13 protein-coding genes and 2 pseudogenes are annotated in these 21,671 nt (G+C 52.6%); 12 read left to right on the top strand and 3 right to left on the bottom strand.

The window, feature by feature from the left end; genetic code table 11:
- Both TY10_RS21630 and TY10_RS21625 read right to left on the bottom strand, forming a co-directional pair.
- Positions 1-759: electron transfer flavoprotein subunit alpha/FixB family protein (locus TY10_RS21630; RefSeq protein WP_042168121.1), on the bottom strand; the 759-nt coding region annotated here is incomplete at its 3' end.
- A 38-nt stretch (positions 760-797) separates the two neighbouring features.
- Positions 798-1,640, bottom strand: coding sequence for an electron transfer flavoprotein subunit beta/FixA family protein (locus TY10_RS21625; RefSeq protein ID WP_042168119.1), 843 nt, complete (start codon positions 1,638-1,640; stop codon positions 798-800).
- A 227-nt stretch (positions 1,641-1,867) separates the two neighbouring features.
- Here TY10_RS21625 and TY10_RS21620 point away from each other — a divergent pair, with 227 nt between their 5' ends.
- The 11 genes and pseudogenes from TY10_RS21620 (at position 1,868) to TY10_RS21570 (ending at position 17,343) form a co-directional block, all read left to right on the top strand.
- A complete protein-coding gene (locus TY10_RS21620) occupies positions 1,868-4,255 on the top strand; it encodes a (Fe-S)-binding protein (RefSeq protein WP_042168117.1) in 2,388 nt (795 codons plus the stop codon).
- Positions 4,256-4,364: 109 nt separating this feature from the next.
- A pseudogene (locus tag TY10_RS21615) lies at positions 4,365-6,819 on the top strand (3-hydroxyacyl-CoA dehydrogenase/enoyl-CoA hydratase family protein).
- 530 nt (positions 6,820-7,349) lie between these two features.
- A complete protein-coding gene (locus TY10_RS21610) occupies positions 7,350-8,564 on the top strand; it encodes an acetyl-CoA C-acyltransferase (RefSeq protein WP_042168115.1) in 1,215 nt (404 codons plus the stop codon).
- 46 nt (positions 8,565-8,610) lie between these two features.
- The gene (locus TY10_RS21605; protein ID WP_042168113.1) at positions 8,611-10,437 is read left to right on the top strand and encodes an acyl-CoA dehydrogenase family protein; all 1,827 of its coding nucleotides are present in this window, start codon (positions 8,611-8,613) and stop codon (positions 10,435-10,437) included.
- 720 nt (positions 10,438-11,157) lie between these two features.
- Positions 11,158-12,841 (top strand): annotated as a pseudogene (locus TY10_RS21600) (long-chain-fatty-acid--CoA ligase).
- 21 nt (positions 12,842-12,862) lie between these two features.
- Complete coding sequence (locus tag TY10_RS21595; RefSeq protein WP_052350697.1) at positions 12,863-13,312, top strand: PaaI family thioesterase; 450 nt, start codon at positions 12,863-12,865, stop codon at positions 13,310-13,312.
- Positions 13,313-13,463: 151 nt separating this feature from the next.
- On the top strand, positions 13,464-13,664 hold the full coding sequence (locus TY10_RS21590; RefSeq protein ID WP_042168111.1) for a hypothetical protein: 201 nt from the start codon (positions 13,464-13,466) through the stop codon (positions 13,662-13,664).
- Positions 13,665-13,868: 204 nt separating this feature from the next.
- Positions 13,869-14,057, top strand: coding sequence for a hypothetical protein (locus TY10_RS21585; protein WP_042168109.1), 189 nt, complete (start codon positions 13,869-13,871; stop codon positions 14,055-14,057).
- Between the two features lie 142 nt (positions 14,058-14,199).
- Complete coding sequence (gene map / locus TY10_RS21580; protein ID WP_202903213.1) at positions 14,200-14,952, top strand: type I methionyl aminopeptidase; 753 nt, start codon at positions 14,200-14,202, stop codon at positions 14,950-14,952.
- Between the two features lie 233 nt (positions 14,953-15,185).
- Positions 15,186-16,454 carry a molybdopterin-dependent oxidoreductase gene (locus TY10_RS21575; protein ID WP_042168108.1) on the top strand — a complete coding sequence of 423 codons (1,269 nt, stop codon included), beginning with the start codon at positions 15,186-15,188 and terminating at the stop codon, positions 16,452-16,454.
- Between the two features lie 37 nt (positions 16,455-16,491).
- Complete coding sequence (locus tag TY10_RS21570) at positions 16,492-17,343, top strand: sulfurtransferase (protein ID WP_042168106.1); 852 nt, start codon at positions 16,492-16,494, stop codon at positions 17,341-17,343.
- 325 nt (positions 17,344-17,668) lie between these two features.
- Here the strand turns inward: TY10_RS21570 and TY10_RS21565 are convergent, their stop codons facing one another.
- Positions 17,669-19,450, bottom strand: a complete 1,782-nt coding sequence (locus TY10_RS21565; protein ID WP_042168103.1) for a hypothetical protein — start codon at positions 19,448-19,450, stop codon at positions 17,669-17,671.
- A gap of 478 nt (positions 19,451-19,928) precedes the next feature.
- On the opposite strand from TY10_RS21565, the gene TY10_RS21560 reads away from it, so the two are divergent.
- Positions 19,929-21,659, top strand: coding sequence for an ATP-dependent nuclease (locus tag TY10_RS21560; protein WP_042168101.1), 1,731 nt, complete (start codon positions 19,929-19,931; stop codon positions 21,657-21,659).
- Positions 21,660-21,671: the final 12 nt, after the last annotated feature.

Here is a 21,671-nt window from a genome sequence, read left to right as displayed (position 1 = left end):
ATAGCCGGCGTCGCAGGCGCCGCGCGAGGCGCCGATTGCGCCGCCGAGCACACCGGCGAGCGCTTGCAGCGGCTCGAAGCCCGCTGCGCTGCGCACGCCTCTGCCGCCGGACACGACAACGTCGGCCTCGGCGAGATCAAGCTGGCCGCCGGTGCGGCGCACAAGCGAGCGCACGGCGGTGTAGAGCGCCGGCACCGTGAACGGCAGCGGCTGCACAACGCCTTGGCGGCCGCCTTCGTTCACCTCTGCCGGCGGCAGATTGTTCGGGCGAATCGTGATGACTGATGGCCCGCCCGTGTTTGCGGCTGCGGCGGCGAAGCTTCGCCGCTCGAACGCCTTGCCGGCGTAGAGCGGGCGCGTGAAGACGGCGTCGTCGCCAGCGCCGTCAATCGCGGTCACGTCGGCGATATGGCCGGCGTTGTACTTGGCAGCGAGGCGCGGAGCCAGATCGCGCCCTGCAGCGGTATGGCCGAGCAGCAGCGCATCCGGCTGCACGGCATCGATGGCTGCGCCGATAGCGGCGAGGTACGCCTCGGGAGCATAGCTTTGCAGTGCGGGGTCGTCGGCGACATGCACGACGTCCGCCCCGCGGGAGGCAAGCGCGTCCGCTTCGCCGGACGCAGCGCCGGAGCCGGCAAGGACGGCATGCACCTCGCCGTCGCCGCCAGCAAGAAGCCGCGCTGCGCCTAGCGCTTCCAGCGCGACACGGCGTAATTTGCCATCGCGGCACTCGGCAAATATGAGGATCGTTTTAGCCATTGCGAATGTTCATCTCCTTCCATATGATCTTGAGACAACTACTCCAGCTTTACGGCTGTCTGCAGCAGCTGCGTCAGCGCTGCGGCCTGCTCGGCAGGCGAGCCTGCGAGCCGTTTCCCAGCCGCTCGCGGCTCCGGCGGGAACAAGACCGTCCGAACCGTCCTTGCCGCTGCCGCCGTCAGCCATTCGTCCCCGAAGTCGGCCGGATTGACGCGCACGAGCGGTTTTTTCTTCGCTTTCATAATGCCCGGCAGCGAAGGGTAACGAGGCTCATTCAAGCCCTGCTGTGCGGTGATGAGCGCGGGCAATGGAATGGCGACAGTCTCGGTATCTCCCTCCACGTCTCGCTCCACGATGGCGAACCGTTCTGCCGCCTGTGCGCCAGCCGGGATAGCCCCGGAGGCGGCAGCTCCAGCCGCGTCTGCAATGTCCAGCTTAACTGCCGAAGAAGCATGCGGCAGTCCAAGCCGCTCCGCAACCTGAAGCGCTACGCTGCCCGAACCGCTGTCGACGGCGAACAGCCCCGCCAGCACAAGATCTGGCGCAAGCGGGCGTAATATTTCGGCAAGCGCCTCCGCAATTGTATGGCTGTCTCCCTCTGCCAGCAGGCCGCTGCCTTCCGTTTCGAGGCGAACTGCTTCATCTGCGCCCATGGCAAGGGCTGTCCGCAGTGCTTCTTCAGCCCGTTCAGGACCGCATGTAATGACATGCACCTTTCCGCCATGCTGCTCGCGCTGGCGCAGCGCTTCCTCCAAAGCGTACTCGTCATAAGGATTAATGACGAGCTTCGCCTCTCCGCTCGAAATGCTGCCATCCGGCGCGACGACTATTTTTTCCTCCGTATCAAAGGTTTGTTTAAGTAAAACAGCAATATTGAGCATGCAGCTCCATTCCTCCCCCCGTTGATGTGAAAGTGGTGTAACAGCTCGGCTCATGGGACTTTCCTTTAGTGCTACAGTATGACCGGAAACAACGAAATAGACCCTTTCCAGCAGGACTTCCCGGCGGCATGTTCGCGTTCTTCGGCTCATATACATGGAGCACTGCGGCTTAATGAAAGCGCTATGAAAGCTTGTCCGAATCAGGCGGAGGGAAAGGGGGCGAAAATATGTCGGCAGCTTTGAATTGGCTCGCTGAGCATGGGGCGGCGCTGGCTAGATGGGTGGCTTTTGCTGTTGCGGTAGCGCTTGCGGGCTGGGCGTCTGCGGCTGTCGTGTGGAGGCGTGCCATGTACATAGGGCTTGGCGTGCCGGTGAAGCTTGACTGGCTGCCATGCAGCAAAGAAGGGGATATGTGGGAGAAGAAGAAGCGAAAGCCGACCTTTGCCGGGCAGGTGCTGGGCCATCGCAAGCTGCTTCATGATCTAAGAAGCGGTGTGATGCATTTGATTTATTTTTACGGCTTTATTGTGCTTCAATTCGGCGCGGCAGATCTGATCTGGAAAAAACTAAGCGGTCATCCGATCCCGTTTCCGTATTACGACGGATTCGCTTGGAGTCAGGAGCTGACGGTATCGCTAGTGCTGCTGGCTGTACTTTACGGCGGCTATCGCCGTTACGTGGAGCGTCTGCCCCGGCTGAAAAGAGGCTGGAAGCCTTCGCTCGTTCTATGGTTTATCGGCGGTCTGATGGTGACGGTGCTGTTCACGCTGGCGTTTGAACGGCTTGCGGCTTCTGGAGCAGGAACTGGCGGAGGTATAGCTAACGGGCCGGATACGGCAGTGCATCTTGTTGCGGAAAGCTACGCGCCGGTATCTGCTTTGCTGGCTCATGGACTTGGCGCGATAGGGGTCTCTGGCGGGAGCTTGGCCGCAGATATTGGATACGAGCTGTTCTGGTGGCTGCATCTGGTTGTGCTGCTGTCGTTTCTCGTCTATGTGCCGCAGTCCAAACATTTTCATTTGATGACGGGGCCGGTCAATCTGTGGCTTCACCGCAGGGCGCCGGTCGGCAAGCTGTCCCCGCTGGATTTGGAGAATGAAGAGGCAGAGGCCTTTGGCGCGGGGAAGGTGGAGCATTTTTCACAAAAGCAATTGATCGATCTGTACGCATGCGTCGAATGCGGCCGCTGCACGAATGTGTGTCCGGCATCCAATACGGGCAAGCTGCTGTCGCCCATGCATCTGATGGTGAAGCTTCGTGATCATTTGACGGAAAAGGGGGCTGCGATCACGTCCAAGTCACCTTGGATTCCCCGGGCGATGGGCGGGCGGGCAGAGGGCGCGCATGTGATGGGAGCGTCCCTCCCGGTGTGGGAGGACGGCTTCGAGGGCAGCGTCACCGCCATCGGGCCAACGATGGCGGCACAGGCGCAAGCATGGAGCGTGCGGGCAGGCTCTAAAGCAGAGGACGCCGAGCTAATTGGCGACGTGATGACTGAGGAGGAGCTGTGGGCATGCACAACCTGCCGTAACTGTGAAGAAGTGTGCCCCGTCGGCAACGAGCATGTCGACAAAATTATCGATATGCGCCGTTATCTCGTGCTGATGGACGGCAAGCTGCCGTCCGACGGCCAGCGGGCGCTCCAAAATATCGAGCGCCAGAGCAATCCGTGGGGGCTGCCCCGCGCGGAGCGGGCGGCGTGGATTGAGGAATGCGAGAGTCGTACCGGCGTGCGGGTGCCGACGATGCAGGAGTTCAAGAAGGCAGCTGCGCTTCGAGCCTCTCAGCTTATCGGCTATGAAGGCAAGGAGAAGGGAGCCACTTCTGTAGCTGCTGCTGCTGTTGTTACGGCTGTGCCGGAGGTGCCGGAGGTGCTGTTATGGGCAGGCTCCATGGGCGCATACGACACACGCAGCCGCAAGGTGCTCTATGATGTTGTTCGTTTGCTTGACCGCGCAGGCGTGTCTTTTGCCACATTGGGGCTGGAAGAGCGGAGCTCGGGCGATACGGCGAGGCGCATCGGCAACGAGCTGTTGTTTCAAGAGCTATGCCGCGAGAATATTGCGACGATTGCCAAATACGGCATTACCCGCATCGTCACCGTGTGTCCGCATACTTATAACGCTTTTAAAAAGGATTATCCCGATTTTGAACTTCCGGCTTCTGTGGTAGTAGAGCATCATACCGAGCTGCTGACGGAATTGCTTGCGGCCGGCCGCCTCAAGCCTCGGCATGCGCTGGAGGAGCGGGTCACTTATCATGACTCCTGCTACTTAGGGCGCTACAACGAGGTTTACGATGCGCCGCGCCAATTGTTGAAAGCGATACCCGGCGTTCAGTTAGAGGAAATGGCGCGTTCGCGGGCTAACGGCATGTGCTGCGGAGCGGGCGGCGGCTTGATGTGGATGGAGGAGCAGAGCGGCGTTCGGGTCAACATCGCGCGAACCTCGCAGGCGCTGGAGGTAAAGCCTACTGTTATCGGATCGGCCTGCCCGTATTGCTTGACGATGATGGAGGACGGATTGAAGTCACTGGAGGCGGATGAACGGGTGGCGGCGCGTGATGTGGCGGAGCTGCTGGCGGCCAGTGTGTTCGGCTCGGAGGGCAGCAAGTAGCAAGCAGCAGGTAGCAGGGCTGGCAGAGCTGGCAGAGCTGGCAGAGGGTAAAGCGGGCCGGCTAATCATTTTTTAAACCTATCGTGATCGAGAAAAGGGGTTGGTGCTTATGACGAATCATCGTGCGGAATCGGTGCGCCGCGCTGCGGTTATCGGCTCCGGCGTTATGGGGGCGGGAATTGCGGCCCACCTTGCGAATGCGGGCATGCGGGTGCTGCTGCTCGATATGATTCCCCGTTCGCTGACAGAGGAAGAAGAGCGGATTGGGCTGACGCTCCATCATACACAGGTGCGCAATCGTCTCGCGCAGACCGCGCTGCAGCGGCTGCGAAAGGCACAGCCGGCAGCTCTATATGATGCGGCCTTTGCCGAACGAATAACGGCAGGCAATCTAGAGGACGACCTTGCCGGACTAGCGGAGGTTGATTGGATTGTAGAAGCCGTGGTGGAACGGCTGGATGTGAAACGCAGCCTGTTTGAACGTATTGAAACGGTGCGCCGGCCGGGAACGCTTGTTACGACCAATACGTCGGGGCTATCTGTTGCGGCGATGGCGGAAGGGAGAAGCGAGGAGTTCCGTAAGCATTTTGCCGCGACACATTTTTTCAATCCGCCGCGCTATATGAAGCTGGTGGAGGTTGTGCCAACGCCGGATACCGATCCCGCTGTCGTTGCCAAGCTGACCGATCTGTGCGAGAAACGGCTTGGCAAAGGGGTCGTGCTGGCCAAAGACACGCCTAATTTTATAGCGAATCGGATTGGCACGTACGGCATGCTAGTGACGCTGGAAGAGGCGCTGCACTACGGGCTCACTGTCGAGGAAGCGGATGCCTTGACAGGGCCTGCGATGGGAAGGCCGAAGACGGCGACGTTCCGGATGCTGGATATCGTAGGACTCGACACCTTGCTGCATGTCGTGGATAACGTCCGGGAGCGGAGCAGCGATCCGGAGGAGCTCGCAGTATTCGCCCGGCCGCCGGTATTGGAGACGCTGGTCGCATCGGGGCGGCTTGGAGAGAAGTCGGGCGGCGGCTTCTATAGGAAGAAGAAGGCTGCGGGCGGGGCAGCGAGATCGAGTCGCTTCATTTGCAGACGATGGCTTATGGACCGCGCAAGCAAATCAGCTCAACTGTAATTGATGCAGCTAAGGCGGCGAAAGGCGCGGCGGGCAAAGCGAAGGCGCTGCTGGCTACCGAGCCGGGCAGCCGATATTCGTTATTTGCTTGGCAGACGATCAAACGGACGCTGCTCTATTCGGCGAAGCTGACTGGCGTCATTGCCGATTCCATTGTCGAAATCGACCGGGCGATGAAATGGGGTTTCAATTGGGAGCTGGGGCCTTTTGAGCTGTGGGATGCGATCGGACTTCGGAGGTCGGTGCAGCGTATGAGCGACGAAGGCGACGAGGTGCCGGACTGGGTGCTCCGATGGCTGGAGGCGGGCAATGAAAGCTTTTACCGGATTGCTGCACCTGAAGCTGAGTCTCCATCGGGTACTGTCGCCAAGAGATTCTATGTGGCTGCCGGTTCGGACGGCCGTTATGAATTCGCAGAAGAGGAGCCGGGTGCAGACGACATTTCATTAGCGGCGTTAAAAGAATCCGGGCGTACGGTGCTTAGCACCTCCGGTGCGAGTCTGATCGACTTAGGCGACGAGGTCGTCTGTCTCGAGTTTCACTCGCCGAACAACGCGATTGGCGGCGATATTCTGACGGCAATTCAGCGGAGCACCGAAGAAGTGAGCCGCAATTGGCGGGGGCTCGTCATTGCGAATGAGGGCCGCAACTTCTGCGTCGGCGCGAATCTGATGCTGCTGCTTATGGAGGCGCAAAGCGGCGACTGGGAGGAGGTCGAGGACATTATCCGGCTGTTCCAATCCAGCATGCTAGGGCTGAAAAGACTCGACCGGCCAGTCGTAGCGGCACCGCACCGGATGACGCTGGGCGGCGGGGTCGAGGCCTGCTTGCCGGCGGATCAAATCATTTACTCGCCGGAGACCTACTTCGGCCTGGTAGAGACCGGAGTCGGACTCATTCCGGCGGGAGGCGGCTCGAAGGAAGCGGCAGTGCTGGCCGCCCAGCGGGCGGAAGGCGGCGAGATTCAGCCGCATTTGAACGCGCTGTTCGAGACGTTAGCGCTCGCAAAAACCTCCACGAGCGGCTACGACGTTGGCCGCCTCGGCTTGAAACGCCCGCAGGACCGGGTCATCGCGCGGCAGGACGCGCGGATTGCCGAAGCGAAGCGGGCTGTGCTGGAGCTGGACCGGGCGGGCTATGCACCGCCGCAGGAGAAGCGCGTCCGCGTGGCCGGCCGCGAGGCAGAGCTGTGCTGCAGCTTGGCGTGCAGAGCTTGCAGCTCAGCGGGCAAGTGAGCGCGCATGACGCCTTGATCGGCGCCAAGCTGGCCCATGTGGTGGCCGGCGGCAACGCCGCGCCGGGCGCTGAGGTGAGCGAGCAGTATTTGCTCGATCTGGAATGCGAAGCATTCCTCAGCCTCTGCGGCGAGCGGAAAACGCAGGAGCGGATGAGCCATATGCTCGCGACCGGCAAGCCGCTGCGGAATTAGCGTCGATCGGCCGATCACTACGCTCAATGTTATGGGGAATTCACAAACTGTTGGATGAAATCTGCTAGCCAATCATTAAAAGTAATTTTTAGACGACTGATCGCTGCGCTCAACGGTATGGGGAACGTACAAACTGCAAAAGTACATTTTGATTTGCTGTTTTGAGGCCGTTTTGGCCTTCAAAATGCAAATCTGCAGTTTGTTTGATTAAATTGGGCTCAAAAACGCCGTATTAGCTCCATTCACCTGCACTTTTACATTTTGAGCCGCAAAAACGGTCGTTTTGAGGGAAACAACCTGCACTTTTGCATTTTGATTAGATATTGCGGGATGAGAGTATTGGCCTGCAATCAGATTTAGAGTGTGAGGTTGAGTTACGGCCTGCCAGTAGCAGGTGTGACCTCCACTAGCCAGGTTACTAGTTAGTTTTACTTCATGCGGAAACGCTGCGGTGAGCTTTCGAGCAACGCAGAAATAATAAGCTCGTGCAGTGGAACGAAGCAGACTTGAAAACAAAGGAGGGAAGGCCGATGGGGACGGCGGGCAAGCGATTTGCCGAGGATGACCGCGATGCGGTAATCGTATCGGCGGTGCGAACAGCGGTCGGTAAGGCGAAGAAGGGGAGCCTTGCCGATACGAGGGCGGAGGATTTGGGGAGGGCCGTACTGCAGGGAGCGCTGGAGCGTGCTCCAGGCTTGGCGGCGAAGGAAGTGGAGGACGTCATTATCGGCTGCGCAATGCCGGAAGGCGAGCAGGGGCTGAATATGGCGCGGGTCATCGCGCTGTATGCCGGTTTTCCCGTGACGACGCCGGCGGTCACGGTTAACCGGTTTTGCGCTTCCGGGCTGCAGGCGATTGCTTATGCAGCGGAGCGTATCCGGCTCGGCGAAGCGGAGGTAATTGCCGCCGGGGGCGTAGAGAGCATGAGCCATGTACCGATGACCGGCTTCAAGCTGGCTCCGCATCCCGGCATCGTCGATTCGATGCCGGAAGTATACATGGGCATGGGCCACACAGCCGAGGAAGTGGCCCGGCGTTATGGCGTAAGCCGCGCAGCGCAGGATGCTTTCGCGGCATCCAGCCACCGCAAGGCGGCGGCCGCGATTCAGGCTGGCCGCTTCAAAGAGGAGATCGTGCCGGTAACAGCCCGCCGCTCAGGCGTGAACGAGGCGGGGCGGCCATGGGAGAGCATGATCACGTTTGACACGGACGAGGGAGTCCGGCCGGATACGACGCCGGAGACACTGGCGTCGCTTAAGCCTTCTTTTGCCCGCGAAGGTACGGTGACGGCAGGCAATGCTTCGCAAATGAGCGACGGAGCTGCGGCGGTCATTGTGATGAGCCGCGCGCGTGCCCGGGAGCTTGGGCTGCAGCCGCTGGCAGCGCTCAGAGCTTTCGGCGTAGCGGGTGTTGCACCGGAGATAATGGGAATTGGCCCGATTGAGGCAGTGCCAAAAGCGTTGGCGAAAGCAGGCGTTGAGATCGGAGAGGTGGATCTGTTCGAGCTCAACGAAGCGTTCGCTGCCCAATGCGTGCCCATAATCGAACAGCTTGGCATCGATCCCGACAAGGTGAATGTGAACGGTGGAGCAATCGCGCTGGGACATCCGCTAGGCTGTACGGGTACGAAGCTGTCTGTGTCGCTTATCCACGAGCTGAGACGCAGGGGCGGGGGGCTTGGCGTCATAACGATGTGCATCGGCGGAGGCATGGGGGCGGCCGGGCTGTTCGAGGTTTATGCGTAAGCGATCCGTGGAACTAATATTCGGTAAGGGAAGGGAGATAGGCGGCATGACGGAAAAAAAGCGATTTGGCGGCCGGTTTGTCGTGGAAGACGCTTTACCATCGGCGACAGTGACGCCCGAGGATTTCAACGAGGAGCAGCGGATGATGGCTCGCGCGGCGGCAGAGTTTGCCGAAGGAGAGATCGCGCCGCATGACGAGCAGCTGGAAGGGCTGGACTATGGTTTGACGGTGAAGCTGATGCGGCAGGCGGGCGAACTGGGGCTTCTTGGAGCCGATGTACCGGAAGCCTATGGGGGACTCGGGCTGGATAAGGTGAGTACCACACTGTTGTCCGAGACGCTGGCACGGGCTTCCTCCTTCGCATTGTCGGTAGGTGCGCATACGGGCATAGGCACGCTGCCGATCGTCTTTTTTGGCACTCCGGCTCAAAAGCGCCGTTATCTGCCCAAGCTGGCTACAGGTGAGCTGATCGCCGCCTACTGTCTCACGGAACCGGCTTCCGGCTCCGATGCGCTAGGCGCAAAAACGACCGCAAAGCTGTCGGCGGACGGCCAGCATTATCTATTGAATGGCTCCAAGCTGTACATCACGAACGCAGGCTTTGCGGATGTGTTCATCGTGTATGCGAAGGTAGACGGAGAAGCCTTTTCCGCGTTTATCGTGGAGAGGAATACGCCGGGGTTCAGCATCGGCCCCGAGGAGCACAAGATGGGTATTAAAGCTTCGTCGACTTGTCCCCTTTACTTCGAGGATGTGGCAGTACCGGTCGAAAATGTGCTCGGCGAAATCGGTAAAGGGCATCATATTGCCTTCAATATTCTCAACATAGGGCGGTTTAAGCTGGGGGCGGGCTGTCTAGGCGCGGCCAAAGAGACGATTGAGCTCGCATCCCAATATGCGAACACGCGGCAGCAGTTTGGGCGTGCAATTTCATCCTACCCTTTGATTGGTGCGAAGCTGGCGGATATGAATATCCAGACCTTCGTGATGGAGAGCATGGTGTACCGCACGGCAGGCTGGATCGACGGTACGCTCCAGACGACGGAAGCGGAGGCTGATTCCCCTGATGCGGGAGTACTGGCGGCAAAAGCAATCAGCGAGTACGCCATCGAATGCTCCATGGTAAAGGTGTTTGCCTCCGAAGCACTGGATTTTGTCGCTGACGAAGGCGTACAAATTCACGGCGGCTATGGTTACATCCGCGATTATAAGGTGGAGCGGATTTACCGCGACTCGCGGATTAATCGGATTTTCGAAGGGACGAATGAAATCAACCGGATGCTCATACCAGGCACGCTGCTCAAAAAAGCATTAAAGGGCGAACTGCCGCTCTTGCAAAAAGCGAAAGCGCTGCAAGGCGAGCTGCTTCAGCCGATGCCGGTGCCTGCTTTTGACGAACCGCTGGCGAAGGAAACCTATCGAATCGCTCAAGCGAAAAAAGCATTCCTCACCGTAGGCGGGCTGGCTGTGCAAAAGCTGGGCACGAGTCTGGATCAAGAGCAAGAGGTGCTCTGTGCGATGGCGGACATTATGATTCAGATTTTTGCTGCTGAGAGTGCGCTGCTGCGTACGAAAAAACTGGTGCAGGAGGGCACGACGGGCGTCACGACGACAGCCGCCGCTGCAACTGCAGTTGCCATCACGCCGCGAACTGAAAATGCGATACAGATGACGGAAGTATTCGTCCAGGAGGCGATGGACCGCATCGAGTCTTACGCTAAGCTGGCGCTTGCTGCACTAGAGCGGGGCGACGGCTTGCAGATGCAGCTGTCCGTGTTGAAAAAGCTGATGCGGGCTCCGCTGGCCGACAATGTAGCGAAGAAAAGGGAAATTGCCGCCCGCGTCATTCGAGGGGAGCAATACATTGTGTAGGAGGGGGAACGCTTTATGGATCCGTCAAAACCGGAACGGCCGCTTGTACCCGAAGATCGGCAGGAGCCGAATCAATCCGCACCCGATGAACAGACATTGTCTTCCCAGGAGGAGAATATGGAAACGGAGCAGCCGGTAGTAGCCGGCTCCTCCACCGAGACGGCAGACGTCTCAACTGAAGCGACAATCGAACAGGAACACGAGCTCGAAGTCAGTCCGGCTTCCTCAATCGAGGGCGTTTCAGAATCCGATATCGAGCCTGCCGGGCAGGAACCCGGACCCGAGACTGGACCGGACACCAAGCCCATACTCGAAAATGAGGACGGATTGGAGTCTGAGCACGGGGGTGAGCTTCAGGCTGGAGACGATATAGTGCCAGCAGAATCTGAGCTTGCACCGGAGTCACAACCCGAGGTCTTAACAGAGCCCGAACAAGAGCAAGAAGCAGCACTCCTGTTTGCACATGAACCGGAGGGTGAGCCAGAAGAGGATTCTCAACTTGCTCAGGAGCCTGAGCATGAGACCCAAGAAGAATCTCAAGAAGAATCCGAACTTGCTAATGAACCGGAAGCTGAGCAAGAAACAGAACCTCAACTTGCCAATGAACCAGAACCAGAACCCGAGCAAGCAGAACCACAACTCAAAAATGAGCATGAACCAGAGAATCAGCCCAATCATGAACCTAAAGCCCCCTCATCCGAGGATCGGCCGCGGCCATGGTTGAACAGCTACCCCGAGGAAATTCCAGCTTCGCTGGAATACCCAAACCACAGCATTGCCTGTCTGCTGACGAAGGCGGCAGAGAGCTATCCGGACCATGAAGCAATCTACTTCATGGGGAAATCCATCAGCTACCGCAACCTGCTTCAAGATGCGAATCGCTTGGCGAATGGCCTTATTTCTCTAGGTGTTAGCCAAGGGGATCGCGTTGCGATTATGCTGCCGAACTGCCCGCAGGCGGTGGCTGCGTATTTTGGCGTGCTGCTGCTTGGAGCTGTAGTGGTACAGACGAATCCGCTGTATGTCGAACGTGAGCTGCAGCATCAGCTGTCTGACAGCGGCGCCAGCGCGATCATAACCGCTGATCTGTTCTACGCCAGGTTGGCGCGAGTGCGTGGCGAGCATCCGGAGTCAGGGCCGCTGCCGAAGCTGCGCCATGTCATCGTCACCTCGATCAAGGACGGACTGCCTTTTCCGAAAAATCTGCTCTATCCGCTCAAACAGCGCAAAGAGGGATTTCGTGCCGATATTCCCTACGGCAGTCTAGGCATTGTTGCGTATAAGCGGCTGCTTGGGGCAAGCTCAGCGCTGCCGGTCGTCACCGCTGCAACTGGAGATGATCTGGCGCTGCTGCAATATACCGGCGGTACGACGGGAACGCCGAAGGGTGTTATGCTGACGCATCGCAATCTCGTAGCGAACACATTGCAGACAGAGGCATGGTGCTATAAAGCACAGGATGGCAATGAGAAGTTCCTGGCGGCGCTGCCGCTTTTCCATGTGTTTGGATTAACGGTGTTAATGAATATGTCAGTTAAGAAGGCGGGATCGCTGCTGTTGCTTCCTCGTTTTGAGGTTCCGGCGGTGCTGCAAGCGATCGACAGGCTGAAGCCGACGAGTTTTTCCAGGGGCTCCTACGATGTATGTTGCCCTTATCAATCATAAAGATGCCGCCCACAGCGATCTGTCCTCTATCGAAGTGTGCATAAGCGGCTCTGCGGCATTGCCGCTTGAGGTGCAGGACCAGTTTGAGGCGATGACGGGCGGGCGGCTTATCGAAGGGTATGGCTTAACGGAGTCCTCGCCGGTAACGCATGCAAATCCGATCTGGGGCAAACGCAAAATCGGCACGATCGGCCTGCCTTTTCCCGATACAGAAGCGGCGATCGTCAATGCTGAGGGCGAGTTTTTGCCAGTGGGCGCTATTGGCGAACTTGTCATTCGGGGACCGCAAGTGATGAAGGGATATTGGAACCATCCGGAGGAATCGGCGTATGCGTTAAGAGGGGGCTGGCTTCATACGGGCGACCTGGGAGCGATGGACGAGGAAGGTTTTTTCACCATCGTAGACCGGATGAAGGACGTCATTATTGCCGGCGGCTTCAACATTTATCCTCGTGATGTCGAGGAGGTGCTCTTCGAGCATCCTGCCGTTATGGAGGCTGCGGCTGTCGGTGTGAAAGACGCCTATCGCGGGGAAACGGTCAAAGCTTTTATCGTATGCAAAGAAGGGGCGGAGGTGTCGCCGGAGGAATTGGATCAATGGTGCAGGGAGCGGCTTGCCGCGTTTAAAGTTCCGCATGTATATGAGTTCAGGAGCAGCCTGCCCAAGACGATGATCGGAAAAGTGCTGAAGCGCAAGCTATTGGAGGAGGAACATACGGATACAGACAAGCGGAGTTGACGAAGCTAAGGGGGAATGCGCGTGTCGGTGGAGGAAGGGTATGAACAGCAGCGCTATGCCGAGCCGTCCAACTTTCTGGCCATGCTTGCTGAACGGGCCGAGGACTCCTTCTGGGGAGAGTTAGGCTGCGAGGTGATCCATGCGGAAGCGGGCAAAGCCATTATTGGCATGGAAGCAGATCGGCGTCATCTCAATTTGCTCGGCATTGTGCATGGAGGCGTGCTTATGTCGCTGCTGGACAATGCGATGGGTCTGGCCATTATGCTCGCTTGCCGGGATGAGAAGACGGTGACCGCCACGATGAACACGCATTTTCTGGAGAATGCCAAGGCAGGGCGGCTTAGGTGCGAGGGTGAGATCATACACCGGATCGGGAGGACAATAACACTCCAAGCTTTTGTGAAAGATGAGGACGATCGGCTCATTGCATGGGGCAGCGGCACGTACCGCATTGTTACAAAAACGAAATAATTTGTCCAATAAATGATACGAACGTACGGTTGCCCATTTATATCCAATTAGGATATAATCTAACCTATATATGGAAGCGTGACAATTTTTCGAACGACTGAAATCTAATGCAGTAAAAGCCGATAAACATGGTAGGAAAGGAGGCGGAGATATGGTTAACAGCTGGGTAACGATCATTATGCTAGCATTTGGAATTCTGGTTGCTGTTATTGGTGTTTTTGCATATTTGCGGATGTTCTACAAGGAGAAGAGCTTGTCCTCATCCCCTACTGCGATTGATATCCCGCCTCCGATAACCGCACGCGTTGCACCGCAGGAGGACAAGGTTTCTGGCGACGAGCTAAAGCAATGATCTTGCTGCTCTGGACAGGACTTACAATTGAATGCTTTCGCATTCGGTTCTGAAATGTTATAATAGTAAGAAAAATGCAAACATTGTGACTCATTCACCATGGAGTTGCCTGCACCGATCGGGGGTTTTGCGGTGTGAGAGCCGCATCCGTTCTCGGATTTTGTTATTTAGGACGACCATCCAACGTATAGGGGAGGAGATTTCATGGCGAAGCATAGCCAGAATGAGGTCAAGGAAAGCCTGAAGGAACTCACGAGAATCTTTCAACCGAAGGATCCGCGTAAATTTGTACGCGATTATATTCGCAAGTACCGAATTACCGGCGGATATGAGGATGAACTGACGATGTTGGTTGAGGATGAGATGGACAAATTGAATTCCTCGGTCGGATAGCAGCAGGATAATAACGGTCTTACATCTGTGGCAATATAGATGTAGGACCTTTTTGTTTTTCTTATTTTCACAAAATAGATATCACTCCGTGTTATGTTCCGTCCCCTTCCCGAATAGGGTGATCATAGGGGGGATGCCTCACATGGCGATGGAATTGAAGTCCAAGGACGAGATCCGGTCCATTCGAAAAGCAGGGCAAATATTAGCCGCCTGCCACAAAGCGATTGCCAAACGAATCGCTCCCGGAGTTACGACGCTTGAGCTCGACCGTTTTGCTGAACGTTTCTTGCTGGAGCGGGGAGCTGTTCCTGCGCAAAAAGGGTATAAAGGCTATCCCTACGCGATTTGCGCCTCGGTTAACGAGGTGGTATGCCATGGCTTTCCCGACATGGTGCCGCTGTCACAGGGAGACATCGTCACCATCGATATGGTAGCGGAAGTGAATGGCTGGAAGGCGGATTCGGCGTGGACGTATGCAATCGGCACACCCTCACGGGATACGGCAAGGCTGCTGCGAGTGGCGAAGCTGGCGCTTAGCCGCGGCATATCGGAAGCGGTTCCGGGCAAAAGGCTCGGCGACATCGGTCATGCGATTCAACAATGCGCCGAACAATCCGGCTATAAAGTCATTACGAGCTTTGTCGGCCATGGCATCGGAAGGCTGCTGCATGAGCCGGAGCCGTCGCAGGCGAAGTCTGCCGGACGCGCCGGGCGGGGCGAACGGCTTCGGGAGGGTATGGTCATTACGATCGAGCCGATTGTGACAATCGGCGATGCAAGCGTATATATCGGAATGGACGGCTGGACGGCGAGAACGCTCGACGGCAGTCTGTCGGCGCAGTTTGAACATACTGTGGCGATTACTGAGGCGGGGCCTGTTGTTTTGACCCGGTAGAAGCGGTTAGGTGTTTTACTGGCGGCTTGATAAGGGTTAGTGCGGCTAGCGGTTAGGTTTATGTGCAGCAAGGATGGGGAGTTGGCTGTAAAAGTAAGGGCAGGCTTTGGATATGCGGTCTGCGGTCGGTAACCCTGCCTTGTGGCAGGGTTGTTCGCCGTTAAGCGGGATTGCTATAATAAGGCTAAGAACAGCAGGTCACCGCCAAGGAGGCGGAGAGGGGCGAACATACGATGAATTGGCTGGCTAAATTGCGTAAAGGGTATGGGAAAAAGCTCGTAAGACTGCACACATGGAACGGTTGGATTGTTGTGATTTTGGCGATATCTGGCTTGATACTGCTCGGAGGCTTCTGGCGAGGCATTCTCGGCGAAGGCCGCGTATGGCTGAAAGGACTGCATATCGTCGTCGGGATCGCATCGATTATGCCGGTCATCTACTATCTGCTGCTGGCGGGCAAGCATTGGAAGCAGCTGAGGGAGAAGCCTTGGCAGCGGTTCAATGTACTGGTGGTGCTAGGGCTGCTGCTTGGCTGGTTTATTTCCGGGATACTGCTCTGGCAGTTCCGTGCGGTTGGCCCCGCATGGGCTAATGCCGCTCTCGTCGTGCACGACCTGCTGACATGGATCGGACTGCCTTATATCATTTACCACTCTATCACCCGCGCAAAATGGCTCAAGGAGCCGCAGCGGAGGACGATCCGCGACGAATCGACGGCTTCTGGTGAAGAAGTTGTGGGTGTAGGCGGGCGTGGCATTCATCCTGCGGCTGGACCGCAAGCGGTGTATAGCCGGCGTACCGTTATTAAATGGTCGATTGGCGCAGGGCTTGCCGTCGTAGTGGGGCCATCGTTTCTTCAATGGCTGGGGAAATCGCTTGGACCGGGTCTAGGAGGGGGCGGTTCCATTGACGAGATCTTAGCGAGAGACGGCAATCATCTTGCGCCGCCGCCAGAGCCGCTGCCTGCATCGCTGCCGCCAAGCGGTGGAGGGGCACGGGGTAATTTTCGAATATACACGGTTACGCCAATCCCGACTTTCAATAATGATAATTGGTCTTTTACCATCGATGGTCTTGTAGACAAGCCCATGAAGTGGAACTGGGAGAAGTTCGTGGCGCTTAAGCGCAAGGTGCAGGTGAGCGATTTCCACTGCGTGACGGGCTGGTCGGTTTACAGCAATACGTGGGAAGGCATTTCTTTGAAGGATTTCCTGCGTGAAGCAGGTGTTCAGGCAACTGCCAAGACGGTGAAGTTCTATTCCGGAGACGGTGTTTATACAGATACGCTGACGCTGGAGCAGGCAGGGCTGGATGATGTGATGGTCGCCGTTATGCATGACGGAAAGCCGATCCCGAGCGATCTCGGCGGACCGGTGCGCCTGATCGTGCCGAAGATGTACGCGTACAAATCGGTCAAGTGGCTCAACCGGATTGAGCTGATCGAAGGCGAGCATGTCGGCTATTGGGAAGAACGCGGTTATGCGAATGACGCTTGGGTGTAAATGTACATAAATAATGGTGTAGAGGAGACGGATAACTATGGTGCAATATATTTCAGTGCAAGAATTAGCGGCGAAAACAAAAGAGGACAATGGAATCGTCATTGCAGATTGCCGCTTTCTATTGAATGATCCATCGGCAGGCGAAACGGCTTATGAAGCGGGTCATATTTCAGGAGCGTTCTATCTTCACTTGGAGCGGGATCTGTCGGGGCCAAAACAGCCCGGCGGACGTGGCGGACGCCATCCATTGCCTGAAGCAGGCCAGTTGGCGGACAAGCTAGGCGCTATTGGTGTCGGCAACAATACGACGGTCGTTGCCTATGACGATCAGGGCGGGGCAATGGCATCGCGCTTGCTGTGGCTGCTGAAATGGTTAGGTCATGATGGGGAAAAGGCTATTCTAGTTGGTGGTTTTGCCGCTTGGCAAGCGGCAGGAGAAGCAGTGTCGACAGAGCCTCCAGTGGGCGTTGCGGGTCAGCAGTTCAAGCCTCAGGTGCAAGAAGGAATTGTGGTGGATGCTGCATATGTTCGTGAACGGATTGGCCGTGATGATGTGACTATCATCGATTCCCGCGAGGCTCCACGCTATCGCGGCGAGGTCGAGCCGATCGACCCCGTTGCTGGACATATTCCAAGCGCGGTGAACCGCTTCTGGAAGGACGGCTTTGAGGAAGCCGGCGCTTTGAAGCCTGTTGAGGCGCAGCTTGAACGTTTTGCGGGATTGCAGCCGGACGATGAGATCATCGTCTACTGCGGGTCGGGTGTGACTGCGACGCCGAACGTGATCGCGCTGGAAAGCGCGGGGTTTAAGAACGTGAAGCTTTATGCGGGGAGTTGGAGTGATTGGAGCAGCAACCGGGAGAATCCGGTTGCGGTGGGGGACGAGTAAGACATAGCAGTATGAAGTTTGTAAATACATCGCCAAGTGGTCTACAGGGCCTGGCGATGTATTTTTTATGTTTCAAAGTCAACACGGAGTCAACAATTGGCTTCAGAATATGTATACATTGTGACCGCGCAGAATGTATTCTCATACTTCTATAATTAGTTCAATGTTCCTCGAACGAAGATATGCATTGAATCAACAAATGAAGATTATTTTGGGAAATCAACGAAGAATCAACATTTAAAGTTGAAGATTAATCTCGCTGAACCGTATCATAAGTAAAGCGAAATTTTTGTAACTGCAATAATTACTTAGGATACTCAATTTTTCAAGGTTTGCAGGTTATGTGAGCTTGGAAACCTAACTCTTTACACGTAGAAATAAAGGATGATAGTAGCCAAAATAGTTGTATAGTTTGTGCCGATGTGTTGCCTCCATGTCTTAGCTCATTGAGTTCAGATATAACTCTACTTTTTGAAATATAATTTACTACGATGTAGATATGACTTGTTGCATTAGGATGATTCAGCGTTTTTGTAAAGCTTGCAATTCCATTCTCAATGCTGTCTCCTTTTCGCATCATTGCAATACTAGATCCAGAGTAAAGAGAGTTCCAACGAGTTCTTTTTTGTTCAAGTTGAGCAGTGGATGGGGTCATGTTTCCTATATTTTTTAATGCTTGACCAATCACAACTTGGAAATCGCTAGCTGAAAATTGGGATGATGCATGCTTTGCATGATAAAAACAAACGCTATTTTGATTTTTTATAGAAATAAAATCAGCGAATTCATTTCCAAAATCGTCACAAAATAGATAGTCTGAGTTAAGTGCTAGGACGGAATCAACAAAATCAAAGAGAGTATTTCTTTCAAATCGAGTCATATGTGATTCAACGTTTCCTTTTTCTGAGAGAGTACTTTCTAGAGCGGGGTACTCTTCAAAAACATCTATAAAAGTTTCTAAATTAGCAAGTAGTTTATTGTCCTTGAACAACCTTTTGTTTGTATATACAACATCAAATTCTGAAAATGTTACTATAAAGCTTTGTGTGTTATTTATGTAATCAATAAGTCTTACCTCGGATGCAGCATAAACAATGTAGATGTTTTTTAGCTTGGACGACGAGTTGATTTTCATAGAAGTTTTAAGTTTTTTCAATTCCAGTCTTTTGTCAATAGGATTTTTCACCCAGTTTATAGCTCGTTCGGTTCCTTCAATGTTAGTAACATTAACTTCGCAAAAAGTATTAAAAGAGTTTATGAAATGTTGAAAATTAATGGTCCGTATTTTTTGTTCATCGGCTCGATACTCTATACGTTCAACATCTCCCCTATCCAATTGATCTAACAGTTCTCCAAAGTGGAATAGAACACTTGTGGGGACAAGTCGACCCAACGTCTCTTGAACCTTTATAGGGGTCGAAAAGTTATCTAAGTAACTTTCCTGCGGTTGGAAATTTTCGATTTTATCCACAACCTCAATGACCCACCGTAGGTAATCATCGAAGGAACCCTTCTTACCAAGCCTATTAATTTTTGATGTATTTAAAGCAAGTGTAATTCTATTACTATCTTGGTCTTTAATTCTAATTGAGTTTAAAATGTACTTGCTAGCATATATAGGAGAAAACGAACTTTTAAGATCCATAGCTTCAATATTTCTTCTTCGTACCGCAGTGTCACTAACGTCCATGTTTGACATTGAAAACTTCTCGAAGAAAGCTCTATCATTAAGAAACAGCCGGGAGATGGTGACATAATCAATTTCATTAATGTATTCCGAAAGGAACTTCTCAACACCACTAACATTTTTCTTGCTAACAATTAGCATATTTGAGTATTGTATCAGTAATACATATGAATATCTTTGCTCTTCCTCGGAACCTGCTGAATCGAGAAAACTAGGCTTTCCTTTCGTTCTAAATATACACAGTGAATAATTGATAACCTTATCATCATAATTTTTGGTTTCATTAACTAGTTTAGATACCAAGCGCCCAGTTTTGCTTCTGGAAACTAGTTGAAAAGTTGAATTGATGAGAGTTGAGGTGAGCCTGCCCGTACTACGATAAAAATAAGCGGCATCATTCAATATCAAGCGTTCTATCATAGTACATACCTCCTACAAACTTTTATTACTATAGTACCATGATATGGATGAAAATGTCGATTCACCCAATTAGTTTGACTTATGGTGGATTTTCAGTCGATGTTGAAAAGGAGGTGCCTTAATTACTACCAAGCTTCAAAAGCGTGGATTGTTGAAATTGCACCAAAATTTGCTCTATAGATGTTACGGTTGAACCGTATCACAAATAGTGGTAAAGCAAAGAATGGAACTAAAGGTAGATGCTGCGATGCTAAATCTAGAGAGGGAAGCAAGAACAATTGTCACATATTGATTGCTACCTACTAATTGAAAGCGAAACTAATTGTGGTGAGATATATTGGCGTAACTAAAGAGAGGTATTGCCTCTCTTTTTGCATTCTGTGAGGAATTAGCGACGAAATGCGACAACTTTTGAGATATATGACTAAAGAACCAACATATGGTATGATTGACCTAAATTATGAAAGGGGTGTATTAGGTGAGGCTATTGAGTTTTAGTGTGACAAATTACAAGGTGTTTAAGGATACTTTTACAATAGACTTTTCTAATGATTCTATTGTTATTTTAACAGGAAGAAATAATACGGGAAAGTCTACTATATTAGAGTCAATTAATTGTTTTTTTCAGAGAGAAGCTAAAGCAAAGACTATCCCGAACGATTGTTTTTCAGATAGAGATAAGGAAATAGTCCTGAAAGCCGTGTTTGGTTCCGATAATGAAAAGATTACTATCGTGAAAAAATACAAGGTTGAGTCCGCCCCTGCTTTTTATGATGAAACTGGTGTTGAAATTAAAGCTAGACATGAATTGAAGGAAAAACTAGACAAAATCCTGAGTAATCAGCCTTTCTACATAACTCCATCTATGTTACCTGATGACATCAATGCATTGATTCAAAATATATACTCCGAGATACTAAAAGGTGACTTACAAAAACTTGAAAGATTTGAGGGTGATACAGAAAAGGAGAGAGAACTTTACTTACTAGCTCAGGAATATTCTCGACTAAGAGAATCTTATCCACAATTTCTGAGAAAAATTAAAATAAATACAGACAAGATACTTCAAAATGTCAGTAGCGATGTTTCACAAAATTTACAAATGCTTTTCTCAAACGAACATTTATCATTAAATGTTACTGGTGGGGAAAGTGTAGGTTTTTCAGCATCAGATATACTAAAATCAACTAGCTCAAGCGTTCATATAGATAGTAGTAAGCAAACAGGGATGCCACTATCTAATCAAGGTACGGGATTACAAAGAATGAGTTTAATATATCTCATTCAGAATATGATTGAGAAAAAACTTATGGGTGAAGACGAAAACAAATTGTTATTGATAGATGAACCAGAGGCTTTTCTTCATCCCGAAGCTGTACGAGCATTAAGTCGCTCACTATACAAAATAGGTCGAAAAATGCCATTAATGATTTCGACTCATTCTCCAATACTAATAGACTTATCTGAAAAACATACGTCTATACAGGTGTTTCGGATTGGTGAAAAAGAAGCTATTCAATTATTCAAATCAGTCAGTGAGCAGTTTGATAAGAATGATATTAAAAACATGAAGGTATTAAATTATGTTGATTCATACGTGAATGAATTTTTCTTTGCCAATAAAGTCGTCATAGTTGAAGGAGATACTGAGTATATTGCCTTTAAACATTTTGCTAAGCAAAAAAATTATAACGTTCATATAATACGTGCCAGAGGGAAAGCAACAATTGCAACGTTAATGAAAGTTCTTAATCAGTTTAATTCTCATTATGATGTATTACACGATGTAGATAACCATGATAAGCACTCCTCAACTACATTAAAAGCACAACTAACAAACTGCAAAAACATATTTGCTCTTAAAGCAAATGAAAATATAAGGGTTTTTGGTTCCATATCGAATTTTGAAAATGCTATCGGTATTGGCGATATATCAAATGATAAAAAAACAAAAGTTATATACGAGCTATTACGTGAAAATGACGGTGAAGACTCTGGTTCGGATGAGTATACTGAAGCATATAGAAAAGTAGAAAATTTGTTTGAAAAAATAATTAATCGTGAAGAACAGGCTACACTCGATGTTGGGTTTCTTCAGTTAAGTAAAGTGGAAGAATATGACGAATTGTTTTCGGAACTAATTTCAAAGAAAAACGCTGCTGAGGAAGTGGAAAAACGTATGAAAGATGAAGGCGCTCTTATCAGCTAATTGATATTGAAG

This window comes from Paenibacillus gorillae (assembly GCF_000513275.1).
GTDB classification, from domain to species: Bacteria; Bacillota; Bacilli; order Paenibacillales; family Paenibacillaceae; genus Pristimantibacillus; species Pristimantibacillus gorillae.
The sequence above is the reverse complement of the archived record's forward strand: the minus strand, read 5'-3'. Positions and strand labels throughout refer to the sequence as shown.

Excerpts from the sequence above, each read along its gene's own strand:
- TY10_RS21585 (WP_042168109.1), top strand. The coding sequence starts at position 13,869 with ATGGCGAAGCATAGCCAGAATGAGGTCAAGGAAAGCCTGAAGGAACTC.
- TY10_RS21565 (WP_042168103.1), bottom strand. The coding sequence starts at position 19,450 with ATGATAGAACGCTTGATATTGAATGATGCCGCTTATTTTTATCGTAGT.
- TY10_RS21605 (WP_042168113.1), top strand. The coding sequence starts at position 8,611 with ATGACGGAAAAAAAGCGATTTGGCGGCCGGTTTGTCGTGGAAGACGCT.
- TY10_RS21610 (WP_042168115.1), top strand. The coding sequence starts at position 7,350 with ATGGGGACGGCGGGCAAGCGATTTGCCGAGGATGACCGCGATGCGGTA.
- TY10_RS21620 (WP_042168117.1), top strand. The coding sequence starts at position 1,868 with ATGTCGGCAGCTTTGAATTGGCTCGCTGAGCATGGGGCGGCGCTGGCT.
- map (WP_202903213.1), top strand. The coding sequence starts at position 14,200 with ATGGCGATGGAATTGAAGTCCAAGGACGAGATCCGGTCCATTCGAAAA.
- TY10_RS21625 (WP_042168119.1), bottom strand. The coding sequence starts at position 1,640 with ATGCTCAATATTGCTGTTTTACTTAAACAAACCTTTGATACGGAGGAA.
- TY10_RS21590 (WP_042168111.1), top strand. The coding sequence starts at position 13,464 with ATGGTTAACAGCTGGGTAACGATCATTATGCTAGCATTTGGAATTCTG.
- TY10_RS21575 (WP_042168108.1), top strand. The coding sequence starts at position 15,186 with ATGAATTGGCTGGCTAAATTGCGTAAAGGGTATGGGAAAAAGCTCGTA.
- TY10_RS21570 (WP_042168106.1), top strand. The coding sequence starts at position 16,492 with ATGGTGCAATATATTTCAGTGCAAGAATTAGCGGCGAAAACAAAAGAG.